Origin of the sequence: Kitasatospora cinereorecta (assembly GCF_024172095.1) — a bacterium.
In the GTDB taxonomy this organism is placed as follows: domain Bacteria; phylum Actinomycetota; class Actinomycetes; order Streptomycetales; family Streptomycetaceae; genus Kitasatospora; species Kitasatospora cinereorecta.
Genome location: NZ_JAMZDX010000001.1, coordinates 496,460 through 514,795, shown reverse-complemented (window position 1 = coordinate 514,795; position 18,336 = coordinate 496,460). Strand labels below are relative to the sequence as shown.

Sequence of the window (18,336 nt, the reverse complement as noted above, 5' to 3'; positions counted from 1 at the left end):
GGGCGGCCCGCGGGGCGGACCCCCGCTCCGCGGGCCGTACCGTGGACGGCGAGTCGCCGACGAAGGAGCCCAGCCCGTGCCCACCCGCCCGTACGTCCTGCTCAGCGCCGCCGTCTCGCTCGACGGCCACCTGGACGACGCCTCCCCCGAACGGCTCCTGCTCTCCAACGCCGAGGACTTCGACCGCGTCGACGAGCTGCGCGCCGGCTGCGACGCCATCCTGGTCGGCGGCAACACCCTGCGCCGCGACAACCCCCGACTGCTGGTCAACTCCGCGGACCGGCGGGCCGCCCGCACCGCCGCCGGCAAGCCCGCGTACCCGCTCAAGGTGACCCTCAGCGCCCGCGGCGCCCTCCCCGCCGACCTCGCCTTCTGGCACACCGGCGGTGACAAGGTCGCCTACACCACCGACGCCGCCGCCCCCGCGCTCCGCGCCGACCTGTCCGGCCTCGCCGACGTGGTCGCGGTCGGCCACGAGGTCGTCCTCGGCGCGGTACTCGACGACCTCGGCGCCCGCGGCGTCACCCGGCTGATGGTCGAGGGCGGCGGCAGCGTCCACACCCAGTTCCTCGCCCAGGGCCTCGCCGACGAACTGCAGCTCGCCGTCGCCCCGCTGCTCGTCGGCCAGCCCGACGCACCCCGCTTCCTCGGCCCCGCCGCCTACCCCGGCGGTCCGCGGCGGCGGATGCGCCTGCTGGAGGCACGTACGGTGGGGGACGTCGTCCTGCTCCGTTACGCCCCGAAGGAGTCCACCCCGTGACCGATGACCTGGGTTTCCTCACCCGCGCGGTGGAACTCTCCCGGCTCTGCCCGCCCTCCGAGACCGCCTTCTCGGTCGGCGCGGTGATCGTCGGCGCCGACGGCGAGGTCCTCAGCGAGGGCTACAGCCGGGAGCTCGACCCCCAAAACCACGCCGAGGAAGCCGCCCTCGCCAAGCTCCCCGCCGACGACCCGCGACTGCGCACCGCCACCGTCTACAGCTCGCTCGAACCCTGCGGCGAGCGGGCCTCCCGCCCGGTCCCCTGCGCCCGGCTGATCATCGCCGCCGGCATCCCGCGCGTGGTGGTCGCCTGGCGCGAGCCCGACCTCTTCGTCGCCGCCTGCCAGGGCACCGCCCTGCTGGAGGCCGCCGGCATCGAGGTCGTCGAACTGCCCGAGCTGGCGGAGGCCGCACGGGCAGTCAACGCCCATCTGCTCGCCCCGTAGCAGTTTTTTGAGTTTTGTATCCTTGGGGAACAAACGCTGCTGTCGTCGCCCAAGGAGCACCCGCATGCCCACCACGCTGACCGTCCGCGCGCTGCTCCTCGACATGGACGGCACCCTGGTCAACTCCGACGCCGTGGTCGAACGCTGCTGGCGCCGCTGGGCCGACCGGCACGGACTCGACGGCGACGCCGTCATGCACATCGTCCACGGACGCCAGGGCCACCTCAGCATGGCGCTGCTGCTCCCGGACCGGCCCATGGAACAGAACCTCGCCGAGAACCGCGACATGCTCACCGAGGAAACCGCCGACACCGACGGCGTCGTGCCCGTCGGCGGCGCGGCCGCCTTCCTGCGACAGCTCGACGGACTCCCCCACGCCCTGGTCACCTCCGCCGACCACGCCCTCGCCCGCGTCCGCATGGACGCCGCCGGGCTGCCCCTCCCCCCGCTGCTCGTCACCGCCGAGAGCGTCGGCGCCGGCAAGCCCGACCCCGAGGGCTTCCTCAAGGCCGCCGCCGAACTCGGGATCGACCCCGCCGACTGCCTCGTCCTGGAGGACTCCCAGGCGGGGATCGCCGCAGGGCTGGCCGCCGGCATGCGAGTGCTCGGCATCGGCCCCCGCGCCGCCGCCCACGGCCCGACCCACCACGTGCCCGACCTCACCGGCGTCACGGTCACCGCGGGGGCGGAGGGGGTGCTGACGGTTTCGCTGGCGCACTGCTAGCCAGGGGCTCGGGGAACTGCGAGGCCGACACACCACCAGGGGCTCGGGGAACTGCGAGGCCGACCACGGGAATGGGTGCCTGGCGTTGGTGCGCCGACCCCGGGATTGGGGCTCGGGACGAACGGCGACTGCGGGCAGCGGGTGGTTTGTCGCGCAGTTCCCCGCGCCCCTGAAGAGAAGCGGTGGCTCGGGAAGGACCGACGGGTGCGGGCAGTAGGTGGCTTGCCGTGCCCCTGAGAAGGAGAAGCGGTGGCGGGGGGTCAGGTGGTGGTGAGGCAGAGGGGATGGCCCGCGGGGTCGAGGAGGACGGTCCAGGCGGCGTTGCCCGGCTGGTCGGCGGGGAGGGTGGCGCCGGCGGCGAGGAGGTCGGCGATGCCGGTGTCGAGGTCGGGAACGGTGAAGTCGAGGTGGGCTCGGGGGTTGCCGCCCGGCCAGTCGGGGCGGCGGTAGCCGCCGATCCGCTGGAAGCCGATCCGGGTGGCGCCCTCGCCGATGAAGACGAACGTCTCGCTGCGGTAGCTGACGTCCCAACCGGTGACGGTCCGGTAGAAGGCGGCCAGCTGGTCGGGGTCCGCGCAGTCGAGGACGACGGCGTGCAGGGTGGCAATCGGCGGCATGGCTGTGACTCCTGATGCCTCGTTCCGGCAAAGTCGAGGGAAAGACGGTTCGCCGGCGTTCGGTTCAGTTGATATACGATCACACTTGCCCGTCGCGTGTGAGGTTCCGCGCCGACCGTGCCATGTCTGGACATCTTTTCGGGGGGATTTGTGAACATTCGTCGTTCGCTGGCCGCTGCCGTTTTCGTCGCCGCGGTGACCGCACCGGTCGCCTTCGGCGCCGCCCCGGCCATGGCCGCGGACCTGCCCACCGGGCAGTCCCAGCCGGACGCCGCTGCGGCCGAGCAGGACACCAAGCCCGACACCAAGCCTGAGACGAAGCCCGCCGCCGACCCGGCCGCTGACGAGGCGGCGAAGCAGGACGCGGCCAACCGTGCCGCGATCGAGGCGATCCTGGCCGACCCGAAGAGCGGCCGTGGTGTCCGCGAGGCGGCGGACAAGGCGCTGGCCGGTACCGCGGAGGACCGCAAGCAGTTCCTGGCGGTCGGACAGTTCAAGGCTCGCGCCGAGGACAACCAGGTACGGGTGCTGAAGGTGCTGGCCGACCCGACGACCGGACGGGCCGTGCGCGAGGCGGCCAACAAGGCGCTGGACGGCACCGCCGCTGACGTCGAGCGTTTCCTCACCGTCGAGCTGCCGCGCCTGCGTGCCGAGGACAACCGCGTCCGGCTGGCCCAGCTGATCGCCGACCCGTCGCACAGCAGCTTCCTGCACGAGGCCGCCCGGAAGGCGCTCAACGGTACGGACGCGGAGATCGAGCACTTCCTGACCGCCGAGCTGCCGAAGATCATCGCGGACGACAACCGGATCCGGCTGCTTCAGGCGATGTCGGCCCCGGGGAGCAGCGCGTACCTGCGCGAGGCGGCCCAGAAGGCGTTCAACGCCTCGGACGAGGAGATCGCGCGCTTCGTCGCCGTCGAGCTGCCGAAGATCATCGCCGACGACCACCGGATCGAGGTGGCGCGGGTGCTCGGTGAGCCGGGCATCGGCCGGATCCTGCACGACGCCGCCGTCAAGGCGATGAACGGCACCGATGCGGACGTCGACGCGTTCCTCGACAAGCTGCCGCAGCTGCGGTTCTCGGACGACCTGCTGCGGGTGTCACAGGCGATGTCGACCGGTGGCCCCGAGGTTCGGAAGGCGGCCGGCGCCGCGCTGGACATCGACACTCCCCTGTCGCTCCGGGTGTTCCTGACCACCGGACTGGCCGAGGCCCGGGCGAAGGACCAGGCCGCGGCGGACCGGGCCGCGGCAGACCGGGCCGGCACCGGCGCGCAGGGCACCTCCGGCACCACGGTCACCCCGGCGTCCGAGACCACCGCCAACGGGAGCACCTCCGGCACCGGCACCACCACCGTCGCGACCACCGCCGACACCGGCGCCGACCGGCTGGCGTCGACCGGCACCGACGCCCCACTCGGCGGCCTCGCCGCGGCCGGCGGCGCGGCCGTCGTCCTGGGCGCGGGCGCGCTGATCGCGGGCCGCCGCCGCACGCAGGCGTAACGAAGCACCACCCCGCAAGGGCCGGTGCCGGGACTCCCCCGGCCCCGGCCCTTTGCCATGGGGCCCGCTCCCGGCGGGACCGCGCCCGGTGGGCGGTGCGCGGGGGCGGGCGTAGCGTCGAGAGAGGCCCACGGAAGCGTCGGCCTCGCCTGCCCCCGTTCCCGTCGGCCGCCGTCAGGGTGTCCGGACGCGGGAGTCGGGAGTGGTGTGATGAGCAGGCAGACGGTCGAGGAGCTGGCCGGCCAGGTGCACGGGGCCGTGGTGGCCGCCGGGGAGCCCGGCTACGACGAGGCCCGCAAGGTGTACAACGCGATGATCGACCGCAAGCCGTCCGTGGTGGTGCGGTGTGCGAACGCGGGCGACGTACTGGCGGTGGTCGGGTACGCCCGGGCGAACGGGCTGGACCTGGCGGTGCGCGGCGGTGCGCACAGCGCGCCGGGCTACGGCACCTGCGACGACGGCGTGGTCGCGGACCTGTCGCCGATGCGCGGGGTGCGGGTGGACCCGGTCGCGCGGACCGCCCGGGTGGACGGCGGTGCAACGCTGGCGGACCTGAACGCGGCGACGTATCCGTTCGGGCTGGCGGTGACCGGCGGGATCATCTCCACCACCGGGGTGGCGGGTCTGACGCTGGGCGGCGGCTTCGGCTACCTGTCCCGAAAGTTGGGCCTGACCTGCGACAACCTGGTCTCGGCGGACGTGGTGACGGCCGACGGCCGCCTGCTGGTGGTGGACGAGTCGCACGAGCCCGACCTCTTCTGGGCGCTGCGCGGCGGCAGCGGGAACTTCGGCGTGGTGACCTCGTTCGAGTTCCGGCTGAGCCCGGTCAAGGACGTGTACGCGGGGCCGATCCTGTACGAGCTGGACGACATCGGTGCCGTGATGCGCACCTACCGGGACGGGATCCGCAGTGCGCCGGAGGAGCTGGCCGTCTTCCCGGGCTTCCAGATCGCGCCGCCGTTGCCGTTCATCCCGGCCGACCGGCACGGCGACACGATGGGGATCCTGGTGGCGTGCTGGACCGGTCCGCCGGAGGAGGGCCCGGAGGCGGTGCGGCCGTTCCGGGACGCGGCGCCGGTGGTCGCCGAGGCGGTCGGGGTGATGCCGTACCCGGCGCTGGTGAGCGCGTTCGACGCGCTGCTGCCGCCGGGGCTGTTCCAGTACTGGAAGGGCCTGTTCTCGACCGAGTTGACCGACGACGCCATCACCGCCCACCTGGAGCACGGGCCCAAGGTGCCGACGGTCCACTCGACCTGCCACGTGTACCCGTTGGACGGCGCCGTCCAGCGGGTCGCACCGGACGCCACCGCCTTCGCGTACCGGGACTCCACCTTCGCGACGGTGATCGTCGGCGCCTGGCCGGATCCGGCGGGCAACGAGGCCGGCACGGCGTGGGTGCGGGACTACTACGCGGCCCTGGCCCCGCACTCCACGGCCGGCGGGTACGTCAACTTCATGGGCGTCGACGACCAGCACCGGGTCGCCGACAACTACGCGGGCAACTACGGGCGGCTGGTCGAGGCCAAGCGGGCGTACGACCCGGGCAACCTCTTCCACGTGAACCACAACATCGCGCCCTGAGCGACCCGCAGCCCGGACGTCAGGACCCGCTGCCCCGCCCGGTACCGGCCGCCGGGGCGGCGGGGAAGACGGCTTGGGCGAGCCGGAGGATGTAGCGGCTCTCGGCGCCGTCGAAGCCGGTCGGGTTGAGCGAGTAGACGATCCGGCGGCCCAGGTCGCGGGTGGCGAACACCCCGCTGACGTAGCCGGGCCGGCTGCCGGTCTTGCCCCACAGGGTCACGCCGTTGATGTCGACCCGCTCCAGGCCCATCGACATGCAGGCCCGTCCGGCGGTGGGGCCGGTGGTGCAGTGCGAGTTCTGCTGGTTGGGCACGTCCGGGACGTCGAACAGGCGCTGCTGCTCGGCGGCGGGCAGCAGCCGGCCCTGGAGCAGTGCGCCGAGGAAGCGGTCGAGGTCGGGGGCGCTGGAGATCAGGCCGCCCTCGGCCCAGGGCCAGGGGCTCTGTTCGGTGACGTCGACCGGGTGGGTGGTGCCGTCGGGGTCGTGGACGGTGAGGTAGCCGTGCGAGGCGGGGTGGGCGAGCCGCGGGTCGTCGCGGTCGGGCACGGCGGTGTCGCGCAGGTGGAGCGGGCGGATGAGGCGGCGCTGCACCTCGTCCGCGTAGCTGTGCCCGGTGGTCTTCTCGATCAGCAGGCCGGCCAGGTAGTAGTTGATGCCGTTGTACTGCTGGGCGGTGCCGGGCGGGAAGCTCATCGGCTGTCCGGCGAGCGAGGCGACGACCTGCTGGGGCGTCCAGCTGTCGAAGCGGTGCGCGGCGAACCAGGCGGTGCTGCCGTCGCTGTCGTTGAGCTTGCCGCCGCCCGGCAACCCGCTGGTGTGGTCGAGGAGTTGGCCGACGGTGACCGGCGGCAGGTCGGCGGGGAGTACCCCCGGCAGGTACTGCTGGACGGTGCCGTCGAGGTCGATCCGGTGCTCGCCGGCCAGCTGCAGCACCACCGCGGCGGTGAACACCTTGGAGATGGAGCCGATCCGGAACCGGCCCTCGGGGTCGGGCGCGCTGCCGGTCGCCGCGTCGCCGAGCCCGGCGGAGGTCTCGTAGCGTCCGGCGCTGCCGGTCACCCGGACGAAGGCGCCGGTCACGTAGGCGTTGGGCAGGTCGCCGATCGCCTGCCGGACGGCGTCGCGGTCGATCGGCGGCAGCGCGGTGGCGCTCGCGGCCGGGCGGTCGGCGCCGGCCGCCACCGCGGGGGTGGCGGCCCCCACGGCGAGCGCGGCCAGCAGCGTTCCGGCAACCGCGAGAGCAGTCGAACGGGCGTGGCGGGTACGGGTGTTCACGGTCGGGCCTCCGGGCTCGGCGGTGGTCTCGGTTCGTCCACGAGTCTTGTCGAGCACCGCGGGCGCGGACATCCGGGACCACCCCTGAACCGACCCTGCCAAGCTTCCCTGATCCCCCGTCAGGGTCAGGGCCGGGACGGCCGGGGTCAGACCGTGGCGGTCGCCGGGTCGCTGGTCGACTCGCGGCCGGTCTCCACATGGCCGGCCAGCCGGCGCAGGAACCCGTCCTCCCGGTCGGTCAGCACCGAGACGTCGTACCAGCCGTGGTTCCGGTCGGCGGGCACGGTGTGCAGGGCCCGCTGGCCGGGCCGCAGCCGGTAGACGGCGGGCCGCTCCCGGCCGTACGCGTCGACCACGCTGAGCTGGACGGGCTCGGCACCGTCGTTGGTGAGGATCATCCGGACCTGGCCGTTGTGCCCGTCGTGCCGGGCGGCCACCTCGGGTCCGGCCGTCGCCGCCGCGCCCTTGTAACGCCGGAGGAAGCCGTTCGGACCGTGCACGGTGAGGTCGTACGGGCCGGCCTCGGTCCACCGGTCGAGCAGTTCGCGGCCGGCGCCGACGGTGTACGTCCAGGGGCCGTCGGTGCGGGTCGCCGAGGTGACCAGGAAGTGCGCGCCGACCTCGCCGTGGCTGGCGAATTCGAGGGCCACCTTGCCGGCGCCGGTGCGGCCGTCCACCGACAGGTCGTACGGCAGCGGCCGGGCGGGGCGCAGGCCGTGCTCCTGCGCGGGCAGTTCGGGCCGGGCCGGCGGGACGGGCACGTAGTCGGGGTGCCGCTCGCGGTCGGGCGGGAGGTAGCCGGCGGTGTCCGGCAGGTCCGGGACGGCCGGGTCGGCGTGTCCGAAGTCGAAGGCGGCGGTCAGGTCGCCGCAGACCGCCCGGCGCCAGGGCGAGATGTTCGGCTCGTGCACGCCGAAGCGGCGCTCCAGGAACTGGATCACCGAGGTGTGGTCGAAGGTCTGCGAGCAGACGTAGCCGCCGCGGCTCCACGGCGAGACCACCAGCATCGGCACCCGCTGGCCGAGGCCGTACGGTCCTGCCACGTGCGGGTCGCCGGCGGCGGGCCGGAAGATCTCGGTGCTCGCGTCGGCGGTGGAGCGGCCCTGGTCGCGGGTGGCCGGCGGGAAGGGCGGGACGACGTGGTCGAAGAAGCCGTCGTTCTCGTCGTAGGTGATGAACAGCGCGGTGCGGGCCCACACGGCGGGGTCGGCGGTCAGCGCGTCCAGCACCTGCGCGATGTACCAGGCGCCGTAGTTGACCGGCCAGTTGGGGTGCTCGGTGAACGCCTCGGGGGCGACGATCCAGGAGACCTGCGGCAGCTTCCCGGCCACGACGTCGGCCTTGAGGAGGTCGAAGTAGCCCTGGCCGGCCTTGGCGTCGGTGCCGGTGCGGGCCTTGTCGTACAGCGGCTCGCCGGGCTTGGCGTTGCGGTAGCGGTTGAAGTACAGCAGCGAGTTGTCGCCGTAGTTGCCCCGGTAGGCGTCGCCGATCCAGCCCCAGGAGCCGGCGGCGTCCAGGCCGTCGCCGATGTCCTGGTAGACCTTCCAGGAGACGCCCGCCTTCTCCAGCCGCTCGGGGTACGTGGTCCAGTCGTAGCCCAGTTCGGCGTTGGTGACCACCGGGCCGCCGCCCTTGCCGTCGTTGCCGGTGAACCCGCTCCACAGGTAGTAGCGGTTGGGATCGGTCGGGCCGATCAGCGAGCAGTGGTACGCGTCGCAGACGGTGAAGGCGTCGGCCAGCGCGTAGTGGAACGGGATGTCCTCGCGGGTCAGGTACGCCATGGTGGTGGCGGTCTTGGCGGGCACCCACCGGTCGTAGCGGCCCCCGTTGAAGGCCTGGTGGCCGCCGTTCCAGTCGTGGTTCAGGTCCTCCAGGAAGCGCATGCCCAGGTCGTCCGCGGCCGGGCGGAAGGGCAGTACCTCCTTCTCCCCGTCCGACTGGTGCCAGACCGGCTTGCCGCTCGGCAGGGTCACCGGACGCGGGTCACCGAAGCCGCGGACGCCGCGCAGGGTGCCGAAGTAGTGGTCGAACGACCGGTTCTCCTGCATCAGCACCACGACGTGGTCGATGTCCTTCAGGGTGCCGGTGCGGCGGTCCGCCCGGATCTCGGCGGCCCGCGCGATGCTGGTCGACAGCAGGGACAACGCGGCTGTGCCGCCTGCCAGTTGGATGAATCGTCGGCGGTCGATGGCGCTCATGGGGGCGTCTCTCCTGGTCGTCCGGGCCACGGCGGGCTGCCGCGACCCATGTCGCCAGGCCCGTACGAACACCCCGCTGCCGCCACGAGGCGCCGCGGCGAAGCCTCCGCGAACGCGCCGCCCCGGGGGCGGCCGCGCCCGGGAGTCGGGTGAGCGGGCAGCGGGTCGCGGGCAGCGCTCAGTACGCGGGGGCCGCCCCGTCCTCCGCGGCGTCCACGACCAGCGCGCGGATCGCGTGGTGGGCCAGGAACATCGCCCACACCTCCTGCTCGACCATGGCCGGCGACCGCGACCGCAGCACCGGGCGGCCGCTCCCCTTCCGGGCCCCCAGTTCGTCGAACAGCGCGTCCAGCCGCCAGCGTTCGCGGTACAGCCGGACCAGGTCCGTGGCGGCGGCCTCCGCCGGATCGAGGATCGAGCAGACCAGGCGTGCCGACGGGACGGCGGACGCCCCCGCCGGCCCGCACGCGACCACCCGTACCGGGAGGGTGCGGTCGAGCGCCGCCAGCTCGGAGAGGTACGAGCCGTCGTCGAGGACCTCCAGCACGGGCAGCTCCAGCTCTGCCCCCGCGCGCCACAGCAGCTCCGCACCGCGCCCGCGGGCGGCGGTCCACAGGCCGGGGGACAGCGCCGGCCGGTCCGCCACCACCAGCTGCCCGGGCCGCAGCGCCGCGAGCACCGGTCCCGAGGCCCCCGCGTCCGGTCCGCCGTGCGGCCTCCCGGGAACGCCGAGTTCGGCGGCGCAGACCGCGTGGGTGGCGTTCTCGGCCAGCGCCAGGACCCGGACGCACGGCAGCCCGTACCGGCCCTCGCCGGTGCCGTACGCCGCCCGGTTGTCGGACGAGTCCTGGACCGCCAGCAGCACCCCGTCCAGGGACATCAGGCGCCACCGCCGGTGGAAGGCGCCCGTCGTCCCGGCTCTCGCGGCCGGCCCGGCCACCTCCTCGAACAGCAGCCGCAGCGGGCGCGGACCGAGCCGCTGCCGGGCCTTGGTGATCGCCGCCGTGGACGGCACCGGCGCCGGCTCCACCCAGCGGTGCTTGCGGGCCAGCCCTGCCAGCAGCAGCCGCATCACCTCGCCGTACCCGCAGGTCGGGTAGAGCCACATCGCCAGGGTGAAGTACACGACCGTCCGGGCCGGCAGCGCCCGGGTGCGGCGCTCGGTCCGTCCGGCGGCCGCGACGGCCCCGTCCACCACCGCCCGCGGCAGCGCCCAGGTCAGGGCGCGGACGCCGAGCAGATCCGCAGGCCGCTCGCCCGGCACCGCCGGGACCGGCCCGGTTCGCGCCACGATCGTCGGCCCCCCAACACGTCACTCGCCCGGCGCGCCCATGCAACCACGGCGGTGTCCGGAATGGAAGCCTCCGGCGGAGGCGAAGCGAAGGCCAGAGGGAGGAAACGTGCAAAAGCTGCGAACGATCCGTTCAGGAACAGTCGTTAAGTTAGCGATATCTGACGTCTTGTCAGCTCGATCGTTCGTACCTACCGTCATGGATCGGACCGCGGCCCAACAGGCCGACGGCCCGGTGGCGGCCGCGACCCGCGTCCCGCCGAACGCACCACGAGACCTGGAGGCGTCACATGCCCGCAGCCCTGATGGAGCTCTCGCCGACCGACTTCCGCGATGCCGGTCCGCTGGCGATCGACGACGAGACCCTCGCGTTCGAGGACGACGACCGCGCCGACCGCGAGGTCACCGCGTGCCTCGCCGACCCGTGGGTGACCGCCACCACCCGCTTCGCCTGCGATCGCAACTCCTGACGGTGGACCAGTCCATCGCCGGCATCGGCGGCCGGTCCGACGACACCTGGTCGTACCTGAGCGATCCGCGGATGCCGGCGATGGAGCACGGCTGGAAACTGCACGTCTCGACCCGACCCGGTGAACTGGACGCCGTCCTCGACCTCGTCCTGCCGGTCCTGCGGCGCCACGTCTGCCACGCCAAGTACGCCCGCGACGCGGAGACCCTGCGGCAGATCAACTCCGGGACGGCGAGCGCGGGCGTCGTCGGGAAGGCGATCACCGTCTACCCCGCCGCCGGCACCGTCGCCGCCCTCGCCGCGGAACTCGTCACCGTCCTGCGCGGCCGTGAGGGCCCCCAGGTCGTCAGCGACCGCCGGGTCGACCCCGGAGCCCCGGTCTACTACCGCTACGGCCCCTTCACCGGCGACTACCGGACCGGCCGCAGCGGGCGGTTGGAGTCCGTGATGACCGGCCCCGACGGACAACTCTTCGACGGGCTCGCCGGCAACACCTACCGCTGCCCGCCCTGGGCCGAGGACCCCTTCACCGACCGGTCGGAGCAGGTCGCGCCCGCGCCGACGCCGCCACCGTCCGGGACCGGCTTCGGCGGCGGACGCTACCGCGTCACCCGCGGCATCGCCCGCAAACCGCAGGGCAACCTCTACCGCGCCGTCGACCGGACCACCGGCCACCCGGTCGTCGTCAAGCAGGCCCGCGCCTACGTCGCCGAGGACGAATCCGGCACCGACACCCGCGACCGCCTGCGCAACGAACGCGCCGTCCTCGCCGCGCTCGCCTCCGTCGACGGGGTACCGCGCGCCCTCGACTACTTCCGGCACCACGCCGACGAGTACCTCGTCCTGACCGACTGCGGCGACCGCAACCTGCGCCGCGATGTGCAGGACCACGGCCCCCACCGCGACCGCTCCGAGCAGCCCGGGCGCACGCCCGCCGCACTCGCCGCCCGGCTGCTGCACGTCCTCGACCGCATCCACGAGCGCGGCGTCGTCGTCCGCGACCTCAAGCCCGACAACGTCGTGCTCGACGCGGCCGGCCGCTGCCACGTGATCGACTTCGGCATCAGCACCCTCGACGGCACCGGCCCCGGCGGCGCCACCCCCGGCTACAGCGCACCACCCCGGTACGCCACCGGCGGGTTCGCCGACGACTACTACTCCCTCGGCGCCACCCTGCACTTCGCCGCCACCGGCCTCGACCCCGTGATCGTCGACGCCGACCCCGCCGTCAACCGCGGCCGCACCCTCGACAGCCTCACCCACGCCCTTCCCGGCGACCGCCACCGGCAACTCCGCGCCACCATCGCCGGACTGCTGAACCCCGACCCCGCCGTCCGCACCGCCACCGCCGAACGGCTCCGCACCGGGCAGCCCGCCCCCGCCCCGCCCCGGCCGCGGGCGCCGGAGCGACTCGACGACGACCGGCTCGCGGAGATCATCGAGCACACCGTCGCGTACTGCGCCGACGAAGCCCGGCGGATCGCCGACCCCGAACTCTCCGCCCGCGCGGCCATCCCCACCCCCGTCGACCTCTACGGCGGCAGCTCCGGCCTCGGCCTCGAACTGCTCCACCACACCGACCGGCCCCGGGTCCGCGAAACCGTCGACGCCCTTGCCGACTGGACCGCCCGCCGGACCGGGCCCCTCTCCCCCGGCCTGTGGTCCGGCCGCACCGGCGTCGACCTCTTCCTCGCCGAAGCGGGAACACCCACCCCCGCCCACCGGCACGACCGGCCTGACCTGCCCGACCGCGGCCCGGACGGCGGACCACCCGAAGCCGACCTGATCGAAGGCATCGCCGGCATCGGCACCGGCCACCTGCTCCTGGCCCACCACGCCCGCACCACCGGCGACCACCCCACCGCCGACCGCCACCTCGCCGTCGCCGCCGACCGCCACCTCGCCGTCGCCGCCGACTGCCACCGCCTGCTCACCACCGGCCGCGCCCGCCTGACACCCGCCGGACCCGACACCAGGGGCAGCGCCGCCCTCCACGACGGCCTCGCCCACGGCCACGCGGGCATCGCGTCCTTCCTGCTCGAGTACGCCCACAGCAGCGGCGACCCGGCCGCGGCCGACGCGGCGCGGGAGGCATGCGACCGGCTCGCCGCCGCCACCCCCCGCATCATCGCGGCGGCGAAGCAGCCCGACGCGACCCGCCGCTACGGCTCCTGGTGCCGCGGCCTGGCCGGCATCGGCTCCGTCCACCTCCGCGCGGCCGACCGCCTCGGCGAACCCGCCCACCTCGACCTCGCCCGGCAGGCCGCGCAGACCTGCCTCGGCCTCGCGCCGCGGATGCCCCTGGTCACTCAGTGCTGCGGCCTCGCCGGCGTCGGCGACTTCCTCCTCGACGCCGCCCGGGCCACCGACTCCGACGAACTCCTCACCGGCGCCCGGACCACCGCCCTGATCATCCTCGCCCGCAGCGGCGGCACCCCCACCCGCCCCACCTTCCCCGACACCGGCCTCACCCGCCCCAGCACCCCTTGGGCCACCGGCACCTCCGGCGTCCTCACCTTCCTCCGCCGCCTCCACCACCCCACCACCCCCCGCCCCGCCCACCTCCCCTGACCGCTTCCCCGCGATTGTGTACACATGGAACACTCGGTACGCTTGGGCTCATGACGCAGCCGATGCCCATAGAGTCCATCCGCGACGTCCGCGCCCACTTGGCCGAGGTGGTGGAGCGGGCCGATCGCGACGACGTGCCCACCGTCATCACGCGCCGCGGCAGAGAGGTGGCCGCAGTGGTGTCGATCGAGGTCCTGCGCAAGTACCAGGAATGGGAAGAGCGCGAGATCAACCGGATCATCGACGAGCGCATGGCCAACCCCGCGGCCGGCGTCCCGCTCGAGGACGTCATGAGGGAGACGCTGGCGCGCAGTGAGTGAGTACCGCACCGTCTTCCGACCCGAGGCTCAGGCCGAACTGCGCAAGATTCCCAGGAACATGGCCCTGCGCATCCTTGCCAAGCTGAGCGAGCTGGAGAGCGATCCGTTCGGATTCAACACCACCGCACTTGTCTCCCAGCCGGACAGACGCCGCCTGCGGGTGGGCGACTACCGCATCGTCTACACCGTGGACAACGGCGAGCTGGTCGTCTGGGTGGTCCACGTCGGACACCGCTCCACGGTCTACGACGCCTGAGCTCTCGCGACTGCTCCGAGGCAGCAGAGAGGCCGCCCGGCCCGCTTTGTCGCAGGTCAGGCGGCCTCTCGGCAGTTCGGTCAGACGTTGAAGCGGAACTCCACGACGTCGCCGTCCTGCATGACGTACTCCTTGCCCTCGATGCGGGCCTTGCCCTTGGCGCGGGCCTCGGCGATGGAGCCGGTGTCGACGAGGTCGGCGAAGGAGACGATCTCGGCCTTGATGAAGCCCTTCTGGAAGTCGGTGTGGATCACACCGGCCGCCTCGGGGGCGGTGGCGCCCTTCTTGATGGTCCAGGCGCGGGCTTCCTTGGGGCCGGCGGTGAGGTAGGTCTGCAGGCCGAGGGTGTTGAAGCCGACCCGGGCGAGGGTGGCGAGGCCGGGCTCGTCCTGGCCCATGGACTGGAGGAGTTCGAGGGCCTCGGCGTCGTCGAGCTCGATCAGCTCGGACTCGATCTTGGCGTTGAGGAAGATCGCCTCGGCGGGGGCGACCAGCTCGCGCTGGGCGTTCTTGAAGTCCTCGTCGGCGAGCTCGTCCTCGTCCACGTTGAAGACGTAGAGGAAGGGCTTGGCCGTGAGCAGGTGGAGCTCGCGGATCGGGGCGGTGTCGAAGCCGGCCTCGAAGAGGGTCTTGCCGGTCTCCAGGATCGCCTGGGCCTCCTTGGCGGCGGCCAGCACGGGGGCGGTGTCCTTCTTGAGCCGGGCCTCCTTCTCCAGGCGCGGCAGGGCCTTCTCGACCGACTGGAGGTCGGCGAGGATCAGCTCGGTGTGGATGGTCTCGATGTCGTCCTTGGGCGAGACCTTGCCGTCCACGTGGACCACGTCGGGGTCGGTGAAGGCGCGCACGACCTGGCAGATGGCGTCCGACTCGCGGATGTTGGCGAGGAACTTGTTGCCCAGGCCCTCGCCCTCGCTCGCGCCGCGGACGATGCCGGCGATGTCGACGAAGTCGACGGTGGCGGGCAGGACGCGCTGGGAGTTGAAGATCTCGGCCAGCTTGGTCAGCCGCTCGTCGGGGACGCCGACGACACCCACGTTGGGCTCGATGGTGGCGAACGGGTAGTTGGCCGCCAGCACGTCGTTCTTGGTCAGGGCGTTGAACAGGGTCGACTTGCCGACGTTCGGCAGGCCGACGATTCCGATCGTGAGCGACATGAAGCGATGTCCCGTGGGCTTGGAGGAGTGGGGCGGCGCCGGGGGCCGGGCCGATCCCCCAGTCTACGGGGCCGGGTCAGGCGGGCCGGTCGGCCTCCAGGAACTCCAGGCGGTTGCCGAAGGGGTCGGCGGAGTGGAAGCGGCGGTAGCCGGGGAAGTTGTCGTCCCAGCTGACCGGGGCGCCGGCGGCCGCCAGCCGGTCGGCGACCGCGTCCAGGCCGGTGACCAGGATGCCCGGGTGGGCCTTGGGCGACGGGGACTGCTCGGCGACGACGCCGAGGTGGACCTCGTACCCGCCGCCGCGGAACCAGCAGCCGCCGCGGGCGGCGAGGACGGGCGGCTTCTCCAGTTCGGTCATCCCGAGGACGCCGCCCCAGAAGGCGCGGCACCGGTCCTCGGAACCGGCCGGGACGTCGAGCTGGACGTGGTGCAGTCGTTCGAATGCGAACGCGGTCATGATCTCCCCCTTCACGTCGACACGCCGACCGTACTCCGAAGGGCGGACACGGAGGAACCGATCCGCCTCCATTACACAGGGTGGCGATGATCGGACCGTACGTTGGACCGGTGGAGCAGAGCATCCGTACCCAGCCGCCAGGGCCGAGAAGGCGACCGCCGGGCCGCGGCGCCGCCGACGCCGCCGTTCCGGGGCCGTCGTCGCCCCCCGACTCGCGGTTGCGGACGGCCTCCGGCATCCGCGCCGTACCGCGGCCCCGGCTGCGCCTGCGGCTGCCGGTCGGCCGTTCCCGCCCGCGGACCGGGCGACCGGCCCGGCTGACCGCGATCGGCGCGGGGGTGGCGGCGGTCGCCGGGATGCTGGTGGTGGCGGGTGTGGACCGGCTGCTGTTCGACGGGCTCGGGGTGCTGTTCGGCCTGGGCTACCTGGTGGTGTGCTTCCAGCTGGCGGTGCGGGTGCGGTCCTGCGACCTGCCGGCGGCGCCGATCAGCGGGCCGATCGCGTTCGCGGCGGCGCTGGTGCTGGTGCAGCCGGTGGCGGCGCACGGGGTGACCGGGCAGGTCGTCGCGCTGGCGTCCGGGCTGGCGCTGCGGGCGGGCTGGCTGTTCACCGGGACGGGGCTGGCCGCGGCGATCGTGGCGGCCCGCTTCGTCGCCCAGCGCCGCTTCCGCCGTACCCGCTGAGCCCGTCGGCGTAGAGCAGGAGCAGGTCAGAGGTCCTTCGCCGCGGCCATCGCCGCACCGACGATGCCGGCGTCGTTGCGCAGCTGCGCCGGGACGACCTCGGCCTCGCGGGCCCGGAGCAGCGGCAGGAACTTCTCGCTCTTGCGGCTGACCCCGCCGCCGATGATCACCAGCTGCGGGGAGAACAGCATCTCCACCAGGTCGAGGTACTCGTCCACCCGGACGGCCCAGTCGGCCCAGCTGAGGTCGTGCCGTTCCTTGGCGGCGGAGGAGGCGCGCCGTTCGGCGTCCTTGCCGCGCAGTTCGAGGTGGCCGAGTTCGGTGTTGGGGACGAGCGCGCCGTCGACGAAGAGGGCGCTGCCGATGCCGGTGCCGAAGGTGAGCACCAGGACGACGCCGCCCCGGTCGCGTCCGGCGCCGTGGGTGACCTCGGCGACGCCGGCGGCGTCGGCGTCGTTGAGGACGGTGGCGGGCAGTCCGAGCGCCGTACTGAACAGGTCGGCGGCGTCGCGGCCGACCCAGCCCTTGTCCACGTTGGCGGCGGTCCGGGTGTGGCCGTCGACCACCACGCCGGGGAAGGTGAGGCCGACCGGTCCGCGGTGGTCGAAGTGGCGGACCACCTCGCAGACCGCCTGCACCACGGCCTCGGGTGCGGAGGGCCGGGGGGTGAGCACCTTGTGCCGCTCCTGGCTGAGGGCTCCGGCCGCCAGGTCGACCGGGGCGCCCTTGATGCCCGAGCCGCCGATGTCCACGCCGAATACCGTCGTCATCTGTCCGTCGCCCTCCGTCATCCACAGGCCTGTGCACAAACCTACGGGCGCGGCTCCGCCCCCGCAGCCTGATACCCGTCCGGGGGAAGCACGACGCCCGGGCCCCCGTGAGGGAGCCCGGGCGGGTACGAGCGGGTACGAGCGGGACTACAGCTTGCCGGCGGCCTCGGCGCGCAGGTCGCGGCGGAGCTCCTTGGGGAGCGAGAAGGTGAGGTGCTCCTCGGCGGTCTTGACCGTCTCGACGTCGGTGTAGCCGAGGTCGGAGAGGTGCGCGAGGACGCCCTCGACCAGGATCTCCGGCACCGAGGCGCCACTGGTCAGGCCGACCGTGGTGACGCCGTCGAACCAGGCGTCGTCGATCTCCTCGGCGAAGTCGACCAGGTGGGCGGCCTTGGCGCCGTACTCCAGGCCGACCTCGACCAGGCGGACCGAGTTGGAGGAGTTCTTGGAGCCGACGACGATCAGCAGATCGGTCTCGGGGGCCATCTTCTTGACCGCGACCTGGCGGTTCTGGGTGGCGTAGCAGATGTCGTCGCTGGGCGGGCTGACCAGCAGCGGGAAGCGCTTCTTCAGCTCGCCGACGGTCTCCATGGTCTCGTCCACCGAGAGGGTGGTCTGGGAGAGCCAGACGAGCTTCGACTCGTCGCGGACCTGCACATTGGCGACGTCCTCGGCACCGTCCACCAGGTGGATCCGGTCCGGGGCCTCGCCCATCGTGCCGATGACCTCCTCGTGGCCCTCGTGGCCGATCAGGAGGATGTCGTAGTCCTCGTCGGCGAAGCGCACGGCCTCCTTGTGCACCTTGGTGACCAGCGGGCAGGTGGCGTCGATGGTGGCGAGCCTGCCGGCCTTGGCCTCGTCGTGCACGGACGGCGCGACGCCGTGCGCCGAGAAGACCACGATCGAGCCCTCGGGCACCTCCTCCGTCTCGTCGACGAAGATCGCGCCCTTCTTCTCCAGGGTCTGCACGACGTACTTGTTGTGGACGATCTGCTTGCGGACGTAGATCGGCGCCCCGTACTGCTCCAGGGCCTTCTCCACGGCGATCACGGCGCGGTCGACGCCCGCGCAGTAGCCCCGGGGGGCGGCGAGCAGGACACGGCGCTGAGCAGTGGTGGACATGGCTCCATCGTACGGGCGCGGGCGCGCCACGCCCCGCCCGCGGTCACCCCGGCGGGGCGTGGCGCCCGGGCCGTACGGACTCGGGCGCCCGGGCCGCGCGGACCTGGGCCGTGACGGGGGTGACGGCTAGCCTCGTCC

The 18,336-nt window shown here is 73.3% G+C and carries 16 protein-coding genes and 1 pseudogene; 9 read left to right on the top strand and 8 right to left on the bottom strand.

The window, feature by feature from the left end; translation table 11 throughout:
• Positions 1-76 precede the first annotated feature (76 nt).
• Together FHR36_RS02430 and FHR36_RS02425 are read left to right on the top strand one after the other, a co-directional pair.
• Positions 77-1,206, top strand: a pseudogene (locus tag FHR36_RS02430) (dihydrofolate reductase family protein).
• A gap of 64 nt (positions 1,207-1,270) precedes the next feature.
• A complete protein-coding gene (locus FHR36_RS02425) occupies positions 1,271-1,930 on the top strand; it encodes an HAD-IA family hydrolase (protein WP_253793347.1) in 660 nt (219 codons plus the stop codon).
• Between the two features lie 260 nt (positions 1,931-2,190).
• Here FHR36_RS02425 and FHR36_RS02420 read toward each other — a convergent pair whose 3' ends face one another.
• A complete protein-coding gene (locus tag FHR36_RS02420; RefSeq protein ID WP_253793346.1) occupies positions 2,191-2,547 on the bottom strand; it encodes a VOC family protein in 357 nt (118 codons plus the stop codon).
• A gap of 150 nt (positions 2,548-2,697) precedes the next feature.
• On the opposite strand from FHR36_RS02420, the gene FHR36_RS02415 reads away from it, so the two are divergent.
• Positions 2,698-4,050, top strand: a complete 1,353-nt coding sequence (locus FHR36_RS02415; RefSeq protein WP_253793344.1) for an ALF repeat-containing protein — start codon at positions 2,698-2,700, stop codon at positions 4,048-4,050.
• A 210-nt stretch (positions 4,051-4,260) separates the two neighbouring features.
• A complete protein-coding gene (locus FHR36_RS02410; protein ID WP_253793342.1) occupies positions 4,261-5,631 on the top strand; it encodes an FAD-binding oxidoreductase in 1,371 nt (456 codons plus the stop codon).
• Positions 5,632-5,650: 19 nt separating this feature from the next.
• On the opposite strand, the gene FHR36_RS02405 is transcribed toward FHR36_RS02410, so the two are convergent.
• The 3 genes from FHR36_RS02405 to FHR36_RS02395 form a co-directional block, all read right to left on the bottom strand.
• Positions 5,651-6,907: a serine hydrolase domain-containing protein gene (locus FHR36_RS02405; protein ID WP_253793341.1), complete on the bottom strand. Its 1,257-nt coding sequence runs from the start codon at positions 6,905-6,907 to the stop codon at positions 5,651-5,653.
• A gap of 146 nt (positions 6,908-7,053) precedes the next feature.
• Positions 7,054-9,105: a phosphocholine-specific phospholipase C gene (locus tag FHR36_RS02400; protein WP_253793340.1), complete on the bottom strand. Its 2,052-nt coding sequence runs from the start codon at positions 9,103-9,105 to the stop codon at positions 7,054-7,056.
• A gap of 178 nt (positions 9,106-9,283) precedes the next feature.
• Positions 9,284-10,396, bottom strand: coding sequence for a transposase domain-containing protein (locus tag FHR36_RS02395; protein WP_253793339.1), 1,113 nt, complete (start codon positions 10,394-10,396; stop codon positions 9,284-9,286).
• Positions 10,397-10,686: 290 nt separating this feature from the next.
• Here FHR36_RS02395 and FHR36_RS02390 point away from each other — a divergent pair, with 290 nt between their 5' ends.
• Genes FHR36_RS02390 through FHR36_RS02375 form a run of 4 tightly spaced genes read left to right on the top strand, consistent with a single transcriptional unit; the run spans position 10,687 to position 14,012 of the window.
• Entirely contained in the window at positions 10,687-10,866 is a 180-nt protein-coding gene (locus tag FHR36_RS02390) for an SflA family class IV lanthipeptide (RefSeq protein ID WP_253793338.1), read from the top strand.
• A 2-nt stretch (positions 10,867-10,868) separates the two neighbouring features.
• Positions 10,869-13,436: a class IV lanthionine synthetase LanL gene (lanL, locus tag FHR36_RS02385; protein WP_253793337.1), complete on the top strand. Its 2,568-nt coding sequence runs from the start codon at positions 10,869-10,871 to the stop codon at positions 13,434-13,436.
• Between the two features lie 50 nt (positions 13,437-13,486).
• On the top strand, positions 13,487-13,756 hold the full coding sequence (locus FHR36_RS02380; RefSeq protein ID WP_253793336.1) for a type II toxin-antitoxin system Phd/YefM family antitoxin: 270 nt from the start codon (positions 13,487-13,489) through the stop codon (positions 13,754-13,756).
• A complete protein-coding gene (locus FHR36_RS02375) occupies positions 13,749-14,012 on the top strand; it encodes a type II toxin-antitoxin system RelE family toxin (RefSeq protein ID WP_253793334.1) in 264 nt (87 codons plus the stop codon). The genes FHR36_RS02380 and FHR36_RS02375 overlap by 8 nt, the downstream gene beginning before the upstream one ends.
• Before the next feature lie 80 nt (positions 14,013-14,092).
• Here the strand turns inward: FHR36_RS02375 and ychF are convergent, their stop codons facing one another.
• A complete protein-coding gene (ychF, locus tag FHR36_RS02370) occupies positions 14,093-15,166 on the bottom strand; it encodes a redox-regulated ATPase YchF (protein WP_253793333.1) in 1,074 nt (357 codons plus the stop codon).
• Positions 15,167-15,242: 76 nt separating this feature from the next.
• Positions 15,243-15,623: a VOC family protein gene (locus FHR36_RS02365; protein WP_253793331.1), complete on the bottom strand. Its 381-nt coding sequence runs from the start codon at positions 15,621-15,623 to the stop codon at positions 15,243-15,245.
• 110 nt (positions 15,624-15,733) lie between these two features.
• On the opposite strand from FHR36_RS02365, the gene FHR36_RS02360 reads away from it, so the two are divergent.
• On the top strand, positions 15,734-16,306 hold the full coding sequence (locus tag FHR36_RS02360; protein WP_253793329.1) for a DUF6542 domain-containing protein: 573 nt from the start codon (positions 15,734-15,736) through the stop codon (positions 16,304-16,306).
• 26 nt (positions 16,307-16,332) lie between these two features.
• Here FHR36_RS02360 and ppgK read toward each other — a convergent pair whose 3' ends face one another.
• Positions 16,333-17,076, bottom strand: coding sequence for a polyphosphate--glucose phosphotransferase (gene ppgK / locus FHR36_RS02355; protein WP_253793327.1), 744 nt, complete (start codon positions 17,074-17,076; stop codon positions 16,333-16,335).
• Between the two features lie 147 nt (positions 17,077-17,223).
• The gene (locus FHR36_RS02350; RefSeq protein ID WP_253793325.1) at positions 17,224-18,198 is read right to left on the bottom strand and encodes a 4-hydroxy-3-methylbut-2-enyl diphosphate reductase; all 975 of its coding nucleotides are present in this window, start codon (positions 18,196-18,198) and stop codon (positions 17,224-17,226) included.
• Between the last annotated feature and the right edge of the window lie 138 nt (positions 18,199-18,336).

Coding starts and splice junctions, on each gene's coding strand:
- FHR36_RS02425 (WP_253793347.1), top strand. CDS start 1,271: ATGCCCACCACGCTGACCGTCCGCGCGCTGCTCCTCGACATGGACGGC.
- FHR36_RS02420 (WP_253793346.1), bottom strand. CDS start 2,547: ATGCCGCCGATTGCCACCCTGCACGCCGTCGTCCTCGACTGCGCGGAC.
- FHR36_RS02410 (WP_253793342.1), top strand. CDS start 4,261: ATGAGCAGGCAGACGGTCGAGGAGCTGGCCGGCCAGGTGCACGGGGCC.
- FHR36_RS02400 (WP_253793340.1), bottom strand. CDS start 9,105: ATGAGCGCCATCGACCGCCGACGATTCATCCAACTGGCAGGCGGCACA.
- FHR36_RS02390 (WP_253793338.1), top strand. CDS start 10,687: ATGCCCGCAGCCCTGATGGAGCTCTCGCCGACCGACTTCCGCGATGCC.
- FHR36_RS02380 (WP_253793336.1), top strand. CDS start 13,487: ATGACGCAGCCGATGCCCATAGAGTCCATCCGCGACGTCCGCGCCCAC.
- ychF (WP_253793333.1), bottom strand. CDS start 15,166: ATGTCGCTCACGATCGGAATCGTCGGCCTGCCGAACGTCGGCAAGTCG.
- FHR36_RS02365 (WP_253793331.1), bottom strand. CDS start 15,623: ATGACCGCGTTCGCATTCGAACGACTGCACCACGTCCAGCTCGACGTC.
- ppgK (WP_253793327.1), bottom strand. CDS start 17,076: ATGACGACGGTATTCGGCGTGGACATCGGCGGCTCGGGCATCAAGGGC.
- FHR36_RS02350 (WP_253793325.1), bottom strand. CDS start 18,198: ATGTCCACCACTGCTCAGCGCCGTGTCCTGCTCGCCGCCCCCCGGGGC.